Origin of the sequence: Pseudomonas sp. IT-P44, assembly GCF_949768225.1 — a bacterium.
GTDB classification, from domain to species: domain Bacteria; phylum Pseudomonadota; class Gammaproteobacteria; order Pseudomonadales; family Pseudomonadaceae; genus Aquipseudomonas; species Aquipseudomonas migulae.
The window spans coordinates 1-15,842 of sequence record NZ_CATKQM010000047.1 but is presented as its reverse complement, the minus strand read 5'-3'; the positions used below and the strand labels follow the sequence as shown (position 1 = coordinate 15,842).

The following is a 15,842-nucleotide window of genomic DNA, read 5'->3' as shown; positions in this document are numbered from 1 at the left end:
GTCCTCAAGAATGGCTAGAGATCAGAAGCCCGGCGCAATCTGCCCTTTGTAGCGGGTCAAGATGAACTGCCGCACTTCATCGGAATTCAACGCTTTGGCCAGTTTCTGCAAACCCGGGTCGTTGATGTTGTCCGGGCGGGCCACCAGGAATTCGATGTACAGGCTCTTGCCCTTCTCGACGATCAACGCGCTGTTGGTGTCGATCCCCGCTTCCAGTGCGTAGTTGGCGAACACGAACGCCAGGTCCACCTGACTCACCGAACGCGCCAGCAACGCACCTTCCAGTTCACGAATCTTCAAATGCTTCGGGTTTTCGGCGATGTCGCGCTGAGTCGCCAGGGTGTTGCTCGGGTCCTTGAGTTTGATCAGCCCGGCCTCGTGCAGCAGCACCAGTGCGCGGCCAGTGTTCACCGGGTCGTTGGGGATGGAAACGGTGGCGCCATCCTTCAGTTCGGCGATGTTTTTGATCTTGGTCGAGTAAGCCCCGAACGGTTCGATGTGCACACCGACCACCGGCACCAGATCGGTGTGACGGGTCTTGTTGTAGTCATCGAGAAACGGCCGGTACTGGTAATAGTTGGCGTCGAGGTTCTTCAGTGCAAGCTGCTGGTTGGGCTGGATGAAGTCAGTGAAGACCTTGATGTCCAGGTCCACGCCTTCCTTGGCCAGGGTGGGTTTGACGAACTCGAGGATCTCCGCGTGCGGCACCGGCGTGGCACCGACGGTGAGTTTTTCGTTGGCGTGAACGCTCAACGACACAAGGGCAGCCAGAATGGCCAGGGTCTTTTTCATGTTGTGCTCCTAGGCAGATTGAGTGGCCGTCGTGGGGCGGACGTAAGGCCTGAGTTTTTTTGTTGAGTCGAATGTTTATCGTCGGCTGTAGCGCGCCACCAATCGGTCGCCGGTCATTTGCAGGGCCTGGACCAGGATCAGCAAAAGCACCACGGTGACCACCATCACGTCGGTCTGGAATCGCTGGTAGCCGTAGCGGATCGCCAGGTCGCCCAGGCCTCCGCCGCCAATCACCCCGGCCATCGCCGTGTAATCCACCAGCACGATGGCGGTGACAGTGACCGCCGCCAGCAACCCGCCACGAGCCTCGGGCAACAAGGTGTGGCGGATGATTTGCCAGGTGGTGCCGCCCATGGCCTGGGTCGCTTCCACGACGCCGCGATCAACCTCGCGCAAGGCGGTTTCCACCAGCCGCGCGAAGAACGGCGTGCAGCCAACCACCAGCGGCGGAATGGTCCCCGGCACGCCCAGCGAAGTACCGACCAGCAGCGTTGTCAGCGGAATCAACACAATCAGCAAAATGATGAACGGCAGCGAACGCAGCATGTTCACGATCACCGACAACACCCGGTAAACGCCGATGGCTTCGTGCAACTGGCGCTTACCGGTGAGGAACAGCACCACCCCCAGCGGCAACCCCAGAAGTACGGTGAAACCGAGGGCGGCACCGAGCATGCTCAAGGTGTCGAGACAGGCCTGGCCGATGTCGGCCCAGTAAATGTTTTTGAACCATTCGGCCATAATCAGGACCAGTCGTGACGCGGCGGTTTAACGCCGTTGAGCAGCCAGTTGCCGACCACGTGGTATTTCCAGCGCACCGGGTCATGCAGGGTGTGCACCCGCGCATTGCGCCAGTGCCGGTCGAAGTTGTGCTTCTTCAGGGTCGAACGGGTGCCACCGAGTTCGAACAGTTTGTTGGTGGCTTCGATGGCGATTTCGGTGGTCAGCACTTTGGCTTTGGCCACCGCGAGGGACGCTCGGGCGACGTTGTCTTCGTCGGGTGCCGGGCGCGCCGCATCCAGCGCCCAACCGGCACGTTCCAGCAAGGCTTCGGCAGCTTCCAGGCGAATCTCCAGGCCACCAACCTGAATAATGGTCAGCGGATCTTCACTGGCTTTTTCCACACCCGCATCGATCCACGGCCGGGCGAATTGCTGCACGAACGCGATGGTGTCACGCAGCGCTGCGCGGGCGATGCCGGCGTCGATGGCGGCGGTGGTCAACTGCGCGAACGGGCCGGCCAGGGTCGGGCTTTCATAGGAACGATACGTCGGGAACACGTTGAATGCCGGGACGTGCAGGTCCTCGGCCAGCACCGTGCCGCTGGACGTGGTGCGCTGACCGATGCTGTCCCAGTCGTCGACGATCACCAACCCTGGAGTGCCGCGTTCGACGAAGGACAACTGGCCCCTCTGCTCTTCATCCAGCGCCAGCACCGCCAGCCAGTGGGCATAGAGCGAACCGGTGCAATAACCCTTGCGACCGTTGATCACATGCCCGTCGCCGTAACGGCGAATGGTCGCCTGAATGTCCTGCACGTTTTTGCCGCCGGTTTCCGACAGCGCATTGGCAAAGCGATGACCTTGCAGCGCCAGGCCGAAAAAATGCGCCTGCTGCTCGGGCGTGCCTTGCAGACGGATATCTTCCAGCAGGCAATAGTGGTTTTGCGGGATCTGCCCCAGGGACGGATCGGCCGCCGAGATGATCGCAATGACCTGCGCCAGCACCGCGTAGGACACCTGCGCGCCACCAAATTCCTTTGGCACGCTGATGCCCCACAAGCCACTGTTGGAATACAGGTCGACGATCTCGGCGGGCACCTGGCGCGTACGGTCGCGCTCGGCGTCCTGCTCCAGCAAGACCGCGGCGACGCGCTCGGCCACACGCAAGGCTTCGGCTTCATCGGCGATCCGATGGGCGGCCGGCGGGTTGATCGGATAAACGGCAGATTCAGGCATACAAGTCTCTCGGCAACAGTGTTTACCGGAGGACATTGCAGCTTCTGTGCCTGACCGCCCGGGCCCGTGTTTTCGGGCAGTTTCGGGGGTTTTCAACGGTTATTCAGTGAGAAACCCGAGCATTCTGCTGCTTCACTGTTTATGGCCGAACAGTGGCGCTGCTGCTCGTCGGGCACTCGGATGCGTAAAAGGCGCTGGCCTATAGTTATCCGGTCGGAAACCGGCGAAGGACTACCTTCAATTCAACAATAGACAGGGAGAATAGCCATGAGCGTCAAACCCATTCCAGAGGGTTATCACAGCATCACCCCTTATCTGGGCATTCAAAAAGCGGCCGAAGCCATCGAGTTCTACAAGAAAGCTTTCGGCGCGACCGAAGTCATGCGTCTGTCCATGCCCGACGGCAGCATCGGCCACGCCGAACTGCGCATCGGCGACTGCCCGATCATGCTCGGCACGCCGTGTGATCAGGGGCCGTTGAGCAATCCGGACAAGTCACCGTCCGTGGGCTTGCACCTGTATGTGAATGATGTGGACAAGTCCTACAAACAGGCGATTGCGGCGGGCGCCACGGTGGTGTCCGAGGTCAAGGATCAGTTTTACGGCGACCGTTCGGGGACGTTGAAAGATCCGTATGGGCATTTGTGGTTTCTGGCCACGCGCAAGGAAGATTTGACCCAGGCGCAGATTGAGCAGCGGGCCAAGGAGATGTTTCAGCAGGGTTGAGATTTTCTGTGAATATCAGGGCCTCTTCGCGGGCAAGCCTCGCTCCTACAGGTCCGGTTGTGCTTTTGTAGGAGCGAGGCTTGCCCGCGAAGGCGGCCTCCGAGACAACACACTTCATGAACAAGCGCACCACGCTTTGCGCCTTGCCGTAGTCGCCGAACAATTTCAGGATGCAGGCAACTACAACAAGGAGTCATCCCATGTTCGCCGGATTCCTCAAAGACCAGCGCCACGTCAACGGTGTGGACATTGCCTACCGCATCGGCGGCAGCGGGCCGGGCCTGCTGTTGCTGCACGGTCACCCGCAGACCCACGTCATCTGGCACAAGGTTGCCGAACAACTGGCCGCGCACTTCACCGTAGTCGCCGCCGACCTGCGCGGTTACGGCGACAGCGGTAAACCGCTGGCCAACGACCACCACACCAACTACTCCAAACGGGAAATGGCCAAGGACAGCATCGAGCTGATGAAGTCCCTGGGCTTCGAGCAGTTCTCGGTGCTCGCACACGACCGTGGCGCCCGGGTTGCCCATCGCCTGGCGCTGGATCATCCGCAAGCCGTGCAACGCATGGTGTTGCTCGACATCGCACCGACGCTGTCGATGTACACGCAAACCAATGAAGCCTTTGCCCGCGCCTATTGGCACTGGTTCTTCCTGATCCGCCCCGCTCCGTTGCCGGAAACCCTGATCGAGGCCGATCCCGAATCCTATCTGCGCAGCGTGATGGGCAGTCGCAGTGCCGGGCTCAAACCGTTCACTGCCGAGGCCTTTGGCGAATACCTGCGCTGCCTGAAACAGCCGGGCACCGCACGCGGGATCTGCGAGGACTACCGGGCCAGCGCCAGCATCGACCTGGATCACGACCGCGCCGACATCGACGCCGGCCGTCATCTGAACTTGCCGCTGCTGGTGCTGTGGGGTGCCGAAGGCACGGTCGGCCGCTGCTTCGAACCGCTCAAGGAATGGCAACACGTGGCCACCGACGTGCGCGGCAAAGCGCTGCCCGCCGGCCATTACATCGCCGAAGAAGCCCCCGAGCTGCTGCTCGCCGAAGTCCTGGCTTTCCTGCGCTGACAGCCGCGCCGTACTGATCTGAATCCACTTTCCGCCGCAGGCCGTCACGGGCCTGCGCGGGATCGTCATGCCCAAAAACCGTCTCGAGATAATAAAAATGACCATCAAGAAACTGCTGGGAACCCTCTACGTGCAGGTGCTCATCGCCATCGCGCTGGGCATTGTGATCGGCCATTTCTGGCCGCAGATCGGCATCGACCTCAAGCCGTTGGGTGACGGTTTCATCAAGCTGATCAAGATGATCATCGGTCCGATCATCTTCTGCACGGTGGTCTCCGGAATCACCAGCATGCACGACGTGAAACAGGTCGGCCGGGTCGGTGGCAAGGCGCTGCTGTACTTCGAAATCGTCTCCAGCCTTGCGCTGTTGATCGGCCTGCTGGCGGCGCATGCGCTGCATCCGGGCGCGGGGTTCAACATTGATGTGAAGACGCTGGATTCGTCGGCGATTGCCGGTTTTGTCGGTCAGGCCGAACACGGCGAAGGCATCACCGGTTTTTTGCTGCACGTGATTCCGACGACTTTTTTTGATGCCTTCTCCAAGGGTGAAATCCTGCCCGTGCTGTTCGTCTCGGTGCTGTTCGGCATTGCGCTGGTGATGGTCGGTGAAAAAGGCCGGCCACTGGTGAACGTGATCAATCAGGCCAGCGAAGTGTTCTTCCGCATCGTCGGCATCATCAGCCGCGTCGCACCGATCGGGGCGTTTGGCGCGATTGCGTTCACCATCGGCAAGTACGGCCTCGGCTCGTTGCTGCCGCTGTTGAAGCTGATTGGCACGTTCTACCTGACCGCGCTGATTTTCATTGCGTGCGTGCTCGGCAGCATTGCCCGTTATGCCGGCTTCAGCATTTTCAAACTGCTGGCGTACATCAAGGCTGAACTGTTGATCGTGCTTGGCACCAGCTCTTCGGAATCGGCACTGCCGCAACTGATCCAGAAGCTTGAAAGCCTGGGCGCCTCCAAAGGCGTGGTGGGGATTGTCGTGCCGACCGGCTACACCTTCAACCTGGACGGCACCAACATTTACATGACGCTGGCGGTGCTGTTTTTGGCCCAGGCGACCAACATTGACTTGAGCCTGGAGCAGCAACTGACCTTGCTGGCGGTGGCGATGCTCACCTCCAAAGGCGCGGGCGCGGTGGTCGGCGCGGGGTTCGTGGCGCTGGCGGCGAGCCTGGCCGTAGTGCCGACCGTGCCGGTGGCGGCGATGGTGCTGATCCTCGGTGTCGACCGTTTCATGGCCGAATGCCGATCCCTGACCAACATCATCGGCAACGCCGTCGCAGCGCTGGTGGTGGCCGCCTGGGAAGGTGAACTGGACCGCAGCAAGATGGCGCCGATTGCCCTCAAACGCGGGCGCCACGCTCGGGCGGCAGCGGCGGCGGCCAAGCTTTCTGTCGAGTAAGTCGACGTTCATACCGATGCTATGCTGGCGGCTCATGCCGCCAGTGCCCGTTCTGTCATGACCACCAAGAAAGACACCGTGCCCCTGCCCGAAGACCTGCGTGTATTACTTACCGTCATTCGTAAAAGCGGTTTCGCCGCCGCAGCGGATGAACTGGGCCTGTCGCCCGCCTATGTCAGCAAACGTATCCAGATTCTCGAAACCACCCTCGGCACGCGCCTGCTGCACCGCACCAGCCGCCGCATCGCCCTGACCGAGGACGGTGAACGCGTGCAGCGCTGGGCGTTGCGGATTCTCGATAATTTCCAGCAACTGCACGACGAACTCTCCGACGCCCACGACAGCCCTCGCGGGCGTCTGCATTTGTGCAGCAGTTTCGGCTTCGGGCGCAATCACGTGGCGCCCGCCCTGTCACTGCTGGCCGAACGTTACCCGGACCTGGAGATTCGCCTCGACCTGTTTGATCGGGTGGTGGACATCGTCAGCGAAGGGTTCGACCTGGAGATTCGTGTCGGCGATGACATCCCCGGTCAGCACATCGGCCGGCGACTGGTGAGCAATCGGCGGGTGTTGTGCGCGGCGCCCGGTTATCTGCAACGCCACGGCACGCCGCAGACGCTGGGCGATCTGGAGCAGCATCATTGCCTGGTGATCAAGGAGCGCGACAACGCCTTCGGCATCTGGAACCTGGAGCACGACGGGGCCCAGGAGAGTGTGCGGGTCAGCGGACCGTTGTCGTCCAATAACGGCGAGATTGTCTTGCAGTGGGCACTGGATGGGCGCGGGGTGTTGTTGCGGTCACTGTGGGATGTGAAGCCGTTGCTGGAGCAGGGGCGATTGGTGCAGGTGCTGCCCGGATACACCCAGAGCGCCAACGTCTGGGCGGTGTACCCGACGCGGCTGGCCTACTCGGGGAAGTTGCGCGCGTGTGTGGAGTTTTTGCAGGAGCATTTCAAAGGGTTGTCGGTTTGATTTGCGGTGTATGGGCGGGCCTCTTCGCGGGCAAGCCTCGCTCCTACAAAGGTCGCGCTGACCTGTAGGAGCGAGGCTTGCCCGCGAAAGCGATTTCAGCTTAGCCAGGGGTTGGCGTTCAGGTGTTGGTGTTCGAAGGCTTTGATTTGTTCGCTGCGCTGCAAGGTGCTGCCGATGGCGTCGAGGCCCAGCACCAGCGCGGTTTTGCGCAGGGTGTCGATTTCGAATGGGATGACCTCGCCTTGAAGACGAATCTGCTGCGTTTCCAGATCAATGCTGATCAGCGCCGTCTCTGGCTGACTGACCACTTGCCCGAGCCGCTGCAACACGGGCTCATCCAGCGTAATCAGCAGCACCCCGTTACGCTGGCAGTTGTCATAAAAAATCCCCGCAAAACTCCTGCCGATCAGCGCGCGGATGCCCATCTGCTTTAAACCCCAGACCGCATGTTCGCGGCTCGATCCGCAGCCGAAATTCGGCCCGACCACCATGAAGCTCGCGCCCTGCCATGCCGGTTGATTGAGCACGAACTCAGGGTTGGCTTGGCCGTCAGGCAAAAAACGCAGATCAAAAAACAAACCCCGATCCAGCCCGGAACGGTCGATGCCCTTGAGAAACTGTTTGGGCATGATCACATCGGTGTCGATGTTGGCCGCGAGCATTGGCGCGGCTTTGCCGCTGACTTGAGTGAAGGGTTGCAGGCTCATGCGCGGTCTCCAAAGTGACGGATGTCGGTCAAGCGGCCAGTGATCGCCGCCGCAGCGACCATCGCCGGGCTCATCAGGTGCGTACGGGCACCGGCGCCCTGGCGGCCTTCGAAATTGCGGTTGGTGCTGGAGGCGCAGCGGTCGCCCGGCGCCAGCACGTCGTCGTTCATCGCCAGGCACATCGAGCAGCCGGACTGGCGCCACTCGAAACCGGCGTCGATAAAAATCGCCGCCAGGCCTTCGGCTTCGGCTTGATCGCGCACTTCGGTGGAGCCCGGCACGATCATCGCCCGCACGTGTTCGGCGACGTGTTTGCCGCGCACCACGCTGGCGGCGTCGCGCAGGTCTTCGATGCGGGCGTTGGTGCAGGAGCCGATAAACGCGTGGCTGATGACGATGTCGCTCAGCGGCATGCCCGCTTCGAGCCCCATGTAAGTCAGGGCGCGGCGCATGTCCTGGCGCAGGATCAGGTCGCTGATGTCTTGCGGGTCCGGGACGCGGGCGCCGATCGGCGAGGCCTGATCCGGGCTGGTGCCCCAGGTGACCATCGGCTCCAGCGCGCTGGCGTCCAGCGACACTTCACGGTCAAACAGTGCGTCGGCATCGCTGTGCAAGGCGCGCCATGTCTGCACCGCTTGCTCCCACAGCGCACCTTTGGGCGCGCGGGGTTTGTCCTTGAGGTAGGCGAACACTTTGTCGTCCGGCGCCATGAACGCCCCCCGTGCGCCCGCCTCCACCGCCATGTTGCAGATGGTCATGCGCGCTTCGACGCTCAGCGCATCGATGGTCGAACCGCGAAACTCGATGGCGTAGCCCGTGGCTCCGGACGCGCCGATCCGGCCGATCAGCGCCATGATCACATCCTTGGACGTCAGCCCCGGCGCCAGCTCACCGTCCACCGTCACGCGCAGGGTTTTCAAGCGTTTGTAGACCAGGGTCTGGGACGCCAGCAGGTGTTCGATCTCCGACGTGCCGATGCCGAAACCGAACGCGCCGAGGGCGCCGTAAGTCGTGGTGTGGCTGTCGCCTGCGGCAATCACCATGCCCGGCAGGATGAACCCCTGTTCGGGAGCGATCACGTGCTCGATGCCCTGGCGTTTGTCGAGGATGTCGAGCAATTCGATGCCGAAGTCCCGGCAGTTTTCCGCCAGGTACGACACCTGCCGCGCACCGCCGGCGTCGGGCATCGCCGCAATGCGCTTGGGTGCCGTGGGGTTGACGTGATCGACCACCGCCAGCGCGGTGCCGGGGCGCCAGACCCCGCGCTTGGCGTCGCGCAAACCGCTGAAGGCTTGGGGGCTGGTGTATTCGTTGATGACCTGGCGGTCGATGTACAACAGGACGTGGCCCTGGTCATCGAGGCGACACACCGTGTGGGAATCGATGTGTTTGTCGTAAAGGGTTCTTGCTGAAGTCATGGGGATATTCGCTCAGGCTCGCGGGTTTCAGGCGTCTGCGCCCCATCTTAGGCAGTCGCCCGGCCCCATCAATGGCCGGAGAGTGATCCCTTGGAACATGGTTCGTGTTGGATCAAGGCACACGCCGCCCCACCTTGTGGGAGCGGGCTTGCTCGCGAAAGCGGTATGTCAGTCGGCATTTCTTTATCTGAAAGACCGCTTTCGCGAGCAAGCCCGCTCCCACAGGGTTATGCGTTCATTCACAGGAATACGAAACATTTACTTTCATATCGAGGTTCGGGATTTCTGATTCTCATTCGTCTTATATAGATGCAGGCGGTTCGCGTAGGCAAAAGCCACGACCGCACTTTTCATGGACCCCACGCTGGGAAGCCCGCAGCAGAGGCCCTCTCATCGATACAAGACCTTAATCATGTCGAAGAAATCCCGCTCAAAACTCTGGTTTCTGGTCCACAGCTGGCTGGCCCTGCCCATCTGGTTTTTTGTGCTGATCGTCTGTGTGACCGGCACGCTGGCGGTGATCAGCCAGGAAATCGTCTGGTTGGCCAACCCGCAAATGCGCGCCAGCCAACCTTCCGATGATGCGCCGCTGTTGAGCTATGACCAGCTCATCGCCGCGATCAAGCAGGCCGAGCCGCAGATCCTGGTCGAGAGCATCAGCCGACCTGACGAAACGCATTTCGCCCTGGACGTGGAAGTGACCTACCCCGACGGCCGTTCGGTGGTGGTCTACGTCAACCCGTACAGCGGCGTGATCCAGGGCACGGCTCCGCAATTCAACTTCAGGGCCTTCACCCGCGCCTTGCATGGTTGGTGGCTGGTGCCGTTCACCAATGGCTACAGCTGGGGCTGGTACCTGGTGTCGTTTCTCAGCCTGCCGCTGCTGGCTTCGCTGATTACCGGGCTGGTGGTCTACAAGCGCTTCTGGAAAGGTTTTTTGCGACCGACCCTGCGCCTGCGTCACGGCGCGCGGATTTTCTGGGGCGACTTTCACCGCCTCAGCGGCATCTGGTCGATCTGGTTCATCGCGGTGATTTCCGTCACCAGCACCTGGTTCCTGATCGAAGCGTTCATGTTCGATAACCAGATCACGATTTCCACCGCCCCGGTGGCGCCGGTGGTCCCGCGTGAGAGCGTGCCCCTCACCGCCGACGGCTCACCGGCACCGATGATCAGCCTGGAAACGGCAATCCGTGAAGCGAAGGCACGCATTCCCGGCCTCGAAGACAGCTTCATCAGCCTGCCCGCCAATGCCTACAGCTACCTCTCGGTGGGCGGCCGCAGCTGGTATCCGCTGATGTTCCAGACTGCCGAAATCAACCCGTACACCGGCGACGTCGCCGTGACCCGCCTGCTTTCGGACCGCTCGGGGCTGGAACTGGTGACCGAATCGATGCGGCCGCTGCACACCGGCGATTTCGGTGGACTCTGGATCAAGCTGATCTGGTTCTTCTTCGGCCTGCTCCTGAGCATGATGGTCCTCAGCGGCCTGCTGATCTGGACCAAGCGCACTGCGTTGGCCACCGCTAACGCCCTCAAGCGCAGCAACAAACGTCCTCGCGCTGCCGATGCCACTCACGTCACGAGCCACGACACCACGGAGGTCAGCCAATGAGCCTGTTCGCCGCTGAAAAACCGGGGTCCAGACTGAGCCGCTTCTGGCACAAATGGCGCTTCCACATCAACGTTTTGCTGTTGCTGGTGCCGCTGGGTTTCATGCCCAAGTACTTTGCCGATGCCGCGCTGTTTCGCGGGGACACCGGCCTGGGCGAGCGGGAAATCGGTGAAGTTCAGGTCGGGCCGTGGAGCCTGCGCCTGGCGGAACTTCGCAACGAAGCACCACGGCCCGATGGCCCGGCCGGTTACATGAAGAGTTTCAACGCGGCGCTGTGCGACAGCTGCCGCGAGCAGGTCAAGGCGACTTACCTGCGCATCGGCAAACCGCGCAGCCTGCGCGCCGCCGGGGTGATTTTCTTCGGCATGCCCTATCGCATGGGCGCCATGCTGCCGATCCCGGAAAAGACCAAGGCCGACGCCGAGCTGTGGATCACCATGGAAGGCTGGGACGGCGCCATGCATCAAGCGTCCATCCCGCTGAGCCAGGCATCCCCCGCCACCCTCGAGTGGCTGAACAAACAAGGAGGCAAACCATGAGCAACGCATTTCGCCCTCTCCACGCCGTGTTGCTGGTGCTGTGCGCCGGCTTCAGCGCCAGCGCCCTGGCCCACAACCCGATGTGCGAGTGCAAGGCTATCGACGCCGAGCAGATTCAGTGCACCGGCGGTTTCTCCGACGGCAGCGGCGCACCGGGCGTGACCCTGGATGTGATCGGCTACGACGAAACCATCCTGGTGCCGGGCAAGCTCGGTGCCGATTCCAAATTGACCTTCAAGAAGCCCAGCGCCGAATTTTATGTGCTGTTCGATGCCGGTCCCGGCCACGTCGTCGAGATCGACCAAGCGGACATCCAAGCCCCATGAGTACGCCAACGACACACGTCGTCCGCCCGGCCGGTGCCGGCCATGAAACCCTGTATGTATTGTTGCTGTGCCTGATGATCCTGGCGGTCGCCGGTTCGGTGGTCGCCTGGCGCCACGAGTCCCAGGAAATCAGCAACATCAGTAGCCATCAACTGGATGCCCGCCGCGACCTCAGCGCTTCCGAGCAAGGCATCTACGCCGACCTGCGGGTGACGCTGGACGAGATTCACCTGCTGCGTCAGGAACAGCAAACCCTGCCGACACCCGAAGCCCTGGCGGACGAAGATTTTGCGCCGTTTGCCCAGGACGCCAGTTCCGTCAGCCGTGGCGCGCATGCCTGGCAATTGCTCGACGCCAAGGCGTATTTCGGCCAGAGCCAGTCGTCCGCCGTGGCCGGTTCGTTTCTGATGCGCCTGACCGCCGACGACGATGCGCCAGACATCTGGCTAAACCGTGGCGCCGACCTCAAAGCCCCGGCCGACGTCACGGACGCCGCGCTCGAAAGCGCTGGCTGGCAGCAGATCGTCGCGCAATTCGATGCCGGCGTGACCCGCCAGCACCGGCACTGAACCCTCGCCTTCACCCGAGAGAAGACCGCTTTCCCATGCCTATTTCATCTCAACGTTCATTCTTGCGGCCGCTGCTGATCGGCCTGCTTGCCTTGCTGCTGACGCCACTGGCCAGCGCCGACGAAGCCAAGCGCCTGCGCATCGGCATCACCCTGCACCCTTATTACAGCTACGTGGCCAACATCGTCGGCGACAAGGCCGAAGTGGTGCCGCTGATTCCGGCCGGCTTCAACCCGCATGCCTACGAGCCCCGCGCCGAAGACATCAAGCGCATCAGCGGGCTGGACGTGATCGTGCTCAACGGCGTCGGTCATGACGACTTCGCCGACCGCATGATCGCCGCCAGCGAAACGCCGAACGTGGCCGTGATCGAAGCCAACGAAAACGTACCGCTGCTGGCCGCCACCGGTGTTGCCGCGCGCGGTGCCGGCAAAGTCGTGAACCCGCACACTTTCCTGTCGATCAGCGCCTCCATTGCCCAGGTCAACAACATCGCCCGGGAACTCGGCAAGCTCGACCCGGCCAACGCCAAGACCTACACCCAAAACGCACGCGCCTACGGCAAACGCCTGCGGCAGATGCGCGCCGACGCCCTGGCGAAATTGACCCAGGCGCCGAACGCCGAACTACGCGTGGCCACGGTTCACGCGGCTTACGATTACCTGCTGCGCGAGTTCGGCCTGGAAGTGACGGCTGTGGTCGAACCGGCCCACGGCATCGAACCGAGCCCGAGCCAGCTGAAAAAGACCATCGATCAACTGCGCGAACTGGACGTGAAAGTGATTTTCTCGGAGATGGATTTCCCGTCCACCTACGTCGACACCATCCAGCGTGAATCCGGGGTGAAGCTGTACCCGCTGTCGCACATTTCCTATGGCGAGTACACCGCCGACAAGTATGAAAAGGAAATGACCGGCAACCTCAACACCGTGGTCCGGGCGATTCAGGAGTCGGGGCAATGACCGCTAAAGAAACAATCAGAGAGTCCCCTGTGGGAGCGAGCCTGCTCGCGAAGGCGTCGGGTCAGCCGACATCATCGTTGAATGACATTCCGCTATCGCCAGCAAGCCGGCTCCTACAGGGGGCGGGGCCGACGTTGGATTTTGCGGAGGTCAGTTTGACGCTGGGTCGCACGACGATCCTTGATCAGGTCACCTTCCAGGTTCAGCCCGGCAGCGTGCATGCGCTGGTCGGCCCTAACGGTGGTGGCAAGAGTTCGTTGATCAAGACCCTGCTCGGGCAGATGCCGCATCAGGGCCGCTTGAGCCTGCAATGGCCCGGCGAACCCGGCACCATCGGCTACGTGCCGCAAGCGCTGGAGTTTGATCGCGGCTTGCCGATGACCGTCGACGATTTCATGGCCGCCATGTGCCAGCGGCGCCCGGCGTTCCTCGGGTTGAGCAAGCATTACGCGGCAGCGATTGGCGAAGCGCTGGAGCGGGTCGGCATGCAGGACAAGCGCAAGCGGCGCATGGGCGCCTTGTCTGGCGGTGAGCGTCAGCGCGTGTTGCTCGCACAGGGACTGATCCCGGCGCCGCAATTACTGGTGCTCGATGAGCCGATGTCGGCCCTCGATGAGGCGGGCATTCAGGTGTTCGAACGGCTGCTCGGCGACTGGCGTCAGAGCGGGATCACCGTGCTGTGGATCGAGCATGATCTGGAAGCGGTCGGGCGTCTGGCGGATCGCGTCACCGGGCTCAATCGTCGGGTGCTGTTCGATGCCACGCCGAAACAGGCACTGACCCCGGAACGTTTGCTGACCCTGTTCTCGACCCATCCACGGAGCGCTGTCTGATGAGTTACGAAGCCTTTCGCTTGATGGTTCAGGGCTGGGCGTCTTCGGGTTATCTGCCTGAGGCGCTGGCCTATGGATTCGTGGTCAACGCGCTGCTTGCCGGTTTGCTGATCGGCCCTGTGCTGGGCGGCTTGGGCACGCTGGTGGTGGTCAAGCGCTTCGCGTTTTTCTCCGAAGCGGTGGGTCACGCGGCGCTGACTGGCGTGGCCATCGGCATTCTGCTCGGCGAACCCTACACCGGGCCCTATGGCAGCCTGTTCGGTTACTGCCTGCTGTTCGGGATATTGCTGAATTACCTGCGTAACCGTACGGGGCTGGCGCCAGATACCTTGATCGGCGTGTTCCTGTCGGTGTCGCTGGCACTGGGCGCGAGCCTGCTGTTGATTCTGGCGGGCAAGATCAACGTGCACATTCTGGAGAACGTGCTGTTCGGTTCGGTGCTGACCGTCAACGGAAATGACTTGCTGGTGCTGGCCATCGTCGGATCCCTGGTGATGGCGCTGGCCTTGCCGCTGTACAACCGCATCATGCTCGCCAGTTTCAACCCGCAACTGGCGGCGGTGCGCGGCGTGGCTGTGAAGACCCTGGATTACCTGTTCGTGATTCTGGTGACGCTGATCACCGTGGCGGCAGTGAAAGTCATCGGGGCGATTCTGGTCGGTGCGCTGTTGGTGATTCCGGCAGCGGCAGCGCGGTTGCTCAGCCAGTCGCTCAAAGGATTCTTCTGGTGCTCGGTACTGATCGCCACGGTCAGCACGCTGTGCGGGATTCTTGCGCCGATTGTGTTCGACCTGCCGATCCCGTCCGGCGCCGCGATCATTCTGGTGGCCGGTATCGCCTTCGCCCTCGCCGCCATTGCGCGCGGCGTCGTCCCCAGCCTGAAAGGGAACCTCGGATAAATGTCATTTTCTCTGCGTCAACTGACCCTGGCCGTCGCCCTGTGCGGGCTGGTCAATACCTCGTTTGCGGCGGACAGCGCCAAACCGTTGCATGTGCTGGCGTCCTTGCCGATCACTTATGGTCTGGGCGAAGTATTGCTCAAGGGCACCAACGTCAACCTTGAACGCGCGGCGCCGGCGAACCTGCCTGGCAGTCGTCAGACGGCTTACTTCACCGGGCGCGGCGCGCCGGCATTGGCCAAACTGGCGACTGACGCCGATGCGGTGATTGGTCTTCGTTCGTTGTGGGCGGATGATCCGCTGTACCCGATCGCCCGGCGCAGCAATATTCGCATCGTCGAAGTCGACGCCGCGCGCCCGGTGGACGGCGCCCTGCCCGGCATTGCCGTGCAGCCGGGCAACAAGGTCGATGGCTTGAACAGTCAGCCGTGGTTTTCCAGCAACAACATGGGGCGCATGGCGGACGTGATGGCGGCGGATCTGGTGCGCCTTGCACCTGCTGCAAAGCCTGTGATCGAGGCCAACCTTGCGACATTGAAACAGCGCTTGCTCAAGTTCAGCGCCGACAGCGAAGCGCGGCTGGCCAGTGCTGACAATCTGAGCGTGATGAGCCTGAGCGATCACTTCGGTTACCTGATTGGCGGGCTCAATCTGGAACTGATCGGTCTCGATGCGCGGCCCGACGCCGAGTGGACATCGGAGGCGCTGAAGCAATTGGGCGCGACGCTCAAGGACAATGACGTGGCGGTGGTGTTGCATCATCGGCAGCCGTCGGACGCGGTGAAAGCGGTGATTGCCGAGGCTGGGAGTCGGTTGGTCGTTTTGAGTGTGGACGCGGCGGACCCGGTGGCTGAACTGGAGGGGAATGTGGATTTGGTGATCAAGGGGTTGAGTGGGGTTTAGCGTCGGCTGGACCGCATGATCATTCTCTACGGTGGGCGTTACACAAATCCCCTGTAGGAACTGGCTTGCTAGCGATGGCGGCCTGATAGCTGGGCATTACTTTCAGGTGTACATATCCATTGCTGCGGTAACGGCTGATATT

The 15,842-nt window shown here is 61.9% G+C and carries 17 protein-coding genes; 12 read left to right on the top strand and 5 right to left on the bottom strand.

Going from position 1 to position 15,842, the window contains the following annotated elements; all coding sequences use genetic code 11:
* Positions 1-21: 21 nt before the first annotated feature.
* From ACM6IO_RS22825 to ACM6IO_RS22815, 3 genes are all read right to left on the bottom strand, one after another.
* Positions 22-792: a MetQ/NlpA family ABC transporter substrate-binding protein gene (locus ACM6IO_RS22825; protein WP_008032622.1), complete on the bottom strand. Its 771-nt coding sequence runs from the start codon at positions 790-792 to the stop codon at positions 22-24.
* A gap of 75 nt (positions 793-867) precedes the next feature.
* A complete protein-coding gene (locus tag ACM6IO_RS22820; RefSeq protein ID WP_008032624.1) occupies positions 868-1,533 on the bottom strand; it encodes a methionine ABC transporter permease in 666 nt (221 codons plus the stop codon).
* A 2-nt stretch (positions 1,534-1,535) separates the two neighbouring features.
* Positions 1,536-2,750, bottom strand: coding sequence for an SfnB family sulfur acquisition oxidoreductase (locus tag ACM6IO_RS22815; RefSeq protein ID WP_008032626.1), 1,215 nt, complete (start codon positions 2,748-2,750; stop codon positions 1,536-1,538).
* Positions 2,751-3,017: 267 nt separating this feature from the next.
* Here ACM6IO_RS22815 and ACM6IO_RS22810 point away from each other — a divergent pair, with 267 nt between their 5' ends.
* The 4 genes from ACM6IO_RS22810 (at position 3,018) to ACM6IO_RS22795 (ending at position 6,929) form a co-directional block, all read left to right on the top strand.
* The gene (locus ACM6IO_RS22810) at positions 3,018-3,476 is read left to right on the top strand and encodes a VOC family protein (protein ID WP_223435018.1); all 459 of its coding nucleotides are present in this window, start codon (positions 3,018-3,020) and stop codon (positions 3,474-3,476) included.
* A gap of 200 nt (positions 3,477-3,676) precedes the next feature.
* Complete coding sequence (locus ACM6IO_RS22805) at positions 3,677-4,552, top strand: alpha/beta fold hydrolase (protein ID WP_192227833.1); 876 nt, start codon at positions 3,677-3,679, stop codon at positions 4,550-4,552.
* Positions 4,553-4,649: 97 nt separating this feature from the next.
* The gene (dctA, locus tag ACM6IO_RS22800) at positions 4,650-5,957 is read left to right on the top strand and encodes a C4-dicarboxylate transporter DctA (RefSeq protein ID WP_192227834.1); all 1,308 of its coding nucleotides are present in this window, start codon (positions 4,650-4,652) and stop codon (positions 5,955-5,957) included.
* Positions 5,958-5,978: 21 nt separating this feature from the next.
* Entirely contained in the window at positions 5,979-6,929 is a 951-nt protein-coding gene (locus tag ACM6IO_RS22795; RefSeq protein WP_414912271.1) for a LysR substrate-binding domain-containing protein, read from the top strand.
* A 95-nt stretch (positions 6,930-7,024) separates the two neighbouring features.
* Here ACM6IO_RS22795 and leuD read toward each other — a convergent pair whose 3' ends face one another.
* Together leuD and leuC are read right to left on the bottom strand one after the other, a co-directional pair.
* Positions 7,025-7,636 (bottom strand): 3-isopropylmalate dehydratase small subunit, encoded by a 612-nt coding sequence (gene leuD, locus ACM6IO_RS22790; protein ID WP_414912270.1) that lies wholly within the window; start codon positions 7,634-7,636, stop codon positions 7,025-7,027.
* Positions 7,633-9,054, bottom strand: a complete 1,422-nt coding sequence (leuC, locus tag ACM6IO_RS22785) for a 3-isopropylmalate dehydratase large subunit (protein ID WP_414912269.1) — start codon at positions 9,052-9,054, stop codon at positions 7,633-7,635. The genes leuD and leuC overlap by 4 nt, the downstream gene beginning before the upstream one ends.
* A gap of 412 nt (positions 9,055-9,466) precedes the next feature.
* On the opposite strand from leuC, the gene ACM6IO_RS22780 reads away from it, so the two are divergent.
* The 8 genes from ACM6IO_RS22780 to ACM6IO_RS22745 are packed head-to-tail and all read left to right on the top strand — an operon-like array spanning position 9,467 to position 15,700.
* A complete protein-coding gene (locus ACM6IO_RS22780; RefSeq protein WP_008043032.1) occupies positions 9,467-10,669 on the top strand; it encodes a PepSY-associated TM helix domain-containing protein in 1,203 nt (400 codons plus the stop codon).
* Positions 10,666-11,208 carry a thiamine pyrophosphate-binding protein gene (locus ACM6IO_RS22775; RefSeq protein ID WP_414912268.1) on the top strand — a complete coding sequence of 181 codons (543 nt, stop codon included), beginning with the start codon at positions 10,666-10,668 and terminating at the stop codon, positions 11,206-11,208. Before ACM6IO_RS22780 ends, ACM6IO_RS22775 begins: the two co-directional genes overlap by 4 nt.
* Positions 11,205-11,534, top strand: coding sequence for a hypothetical protein (locus ACM6IO_RS22770; RefSeq protein ID WP_008032642.1), 330 nt, complete (start codon positions 11,205-11,207; stop codon positions 11,532-11,534). Before ACM6IO_RS22775 ends, ACM6IO_RS22770 begins: the two co-directional genes overlap by 4 nt.
* Complete coding sequence (locus ACM6IO_RS22765; protein ID WP_414912267.1) at positions 11,531-12,103, top strand: DUF6162 family protein; 573 nt, start codon at positions 11,531-11,533, stop codon at positions 12,101-12,103. Before ACM6IO_RS22770 ends, ACM6IO_RS22765 begins: the two co-directional genes overlap by 4 nt.
* Positions 12,104-12,138: 35 nt before the next feature.
* Entirely contained in the window at positions 12,139-13,065 is a 927-nt protein-coding gene (locus ACM6IO_RS22760; RefSeq protein WP_192227839.1) for a metal ABC transporter substrate-binding protein, read from the top strand.
* Positions 13,062-13,898 (top strand): metal ABC transporter ATP-binding protein, encoded by an 837-nt coding sequence (locus ACM6IO_RS22755; protein WP_414912266.1) that lies wholly within the window; start codon positions 13,062-13,064, stop codon positions 13,896-13,898. Before ACM6IO_RS22760 ends, ACM6IO_RS22755 begins: the two co-directional genes overlap by 4 nt.
* Positions 13,898-14,797, top strand: a complete 900-nt coding sequence (locus ACM6IO_RS22750; protein ID WP_003226663.1) for a metal ABC transporter permease — start codon at positions 13,898-13,900, stop codon at positions 14,795-14,797. The genes ACM6IO_RS22755 and ACM6IO_RS22750 overlap by 1 nt, the downstream gene beginning before the upstream one ends.
* Positions 14,798-15,700, top strand: a complete 903-nt coding sequence (locus tag ACM6IO_RS22745) for a metal ABC transporter substrate-binding protein (protein WP_414912265.1) — start codon at positions 14,798-14,800, stop codon at positions 15,698-15,700.
* Positions 15,701-15,842 lie beyond the last annotated feature (142 nt).

Coding starts and splice junctions, on each gene's coding strand:
- leuD (WP_414912270.1), bottom strand. CDS start 7,636: ATGAGCCTGCAACCCTTCACTCAAGTCAGCGGCAAAGCCGCGCCAATG.
- ACM6IO_RS22765 (WP_414912267.1), top strand. CDS start 11,531: ATGAGTACGCCAACGACACACGTCGTCCGCCCGGCCGGTGCCGGCCAT.
- ACM6IO_RS22760 (WP_192227839.1), top strand. CDS start 12,139: ATGCCTATTTCATCTCAACGTTCATTCTTGCGGCCGCTGCTGATCGGC.
- ACM6IO_RS22755 (WP_414912266.1), top strand. CDS start 13,062: ATGACCGCTAAAGAAACAATCAGAGAGTCCCCTGTGGGAGCGAGCCTG.
- ACM6IO_RS22750 (WP_003226663.1), top strand. CDS start 13,898: ATGAGTTACGAAGCCTTTCGCTTGATGGTTCAGGGCTGGGCGTCTTCG.
- leuC (WP_414912269.1), bottom strand. CDS start 9,054: ATGACTTCAGCAAGAACCCTTTACGACAAACACATCGATTCCCACACG.
- ACM6IO_RS22810 (WP_223435018.1), top strand. CDS start 3,018: ATGAGCGTCAAACCCATTCCAGAGGGTTATCACAGCATCACCCCTTAT.
- ACM6IO_RS22815 (WP_008032626.1), bottom strand. CDS start 2,750: ATGCCTGAATCTGCCGTTTATCCGATCAACCCGCCGGCCGCCCATCGG.
- ACM6IO_RS22770 (WP_008032642.1), top strand. CDS start 11,205: ATGAGCAACGCATTTCGCCCTCTCCACGCCGTGTTGCTGGTGCTGTGC.
- ACM6IO_RS22820 (WP_008032624.1), bottom strand. CDS start 1,533: ATGGCCGAATGGTTCAAAAACATTTACTGGGCCGACATCGGCCAGGCC.
- ACM6IO_RS22805 (WP_192227833.1), top strand. CDS start 3,677: ATGTTCGCCGGATTCCTCAAAGACCAGCGCCACGTCAACGGTGTGGAC.
- ACM6IO_RS22745 (WP_414912265.1), top strand. CDS start 14,798: ATGTCATTTTCTCTGCGTCAACTGACCCTGGCCGTCGCCCTGTGCGGG.
- ACM6IO_RS22795 (WP_414912271.1), top strand. CDS start 5,979: ATGCTGGCGGCTCATGCCGCCAGTGCCCGTTCTGTCATGACCACCAAG.
- ACM6IO_RS22825 (WP_008032622.1), bottom strand. CDS start 792: ATGAAAAAGACCCTGGCCATTCTGGCTGCCCTTGTGTCGTTGAGCGTT.
- dctA (WP_192227834.1), top strand. CDS start 4,650: ATGACCATCAAGAAACTGCTGGGAACCCTCTACGTGCAGGTGCTCATC.
- ACM6IO_RS22780 (WP_008043032.1), top strand. CDS start 9,467: ATGTCGAAGAAATCCCGCTCAAAACTCTGGTTTCTGGTCCACAGCTGG.
- ACM6IO_RS22775 (WP_414912268.1), top strand. CDS start 10,666: ATGAGCCTGTTCGCCGCTGAAAAACCGGGGTCCAGACTGAGCCGCTTC.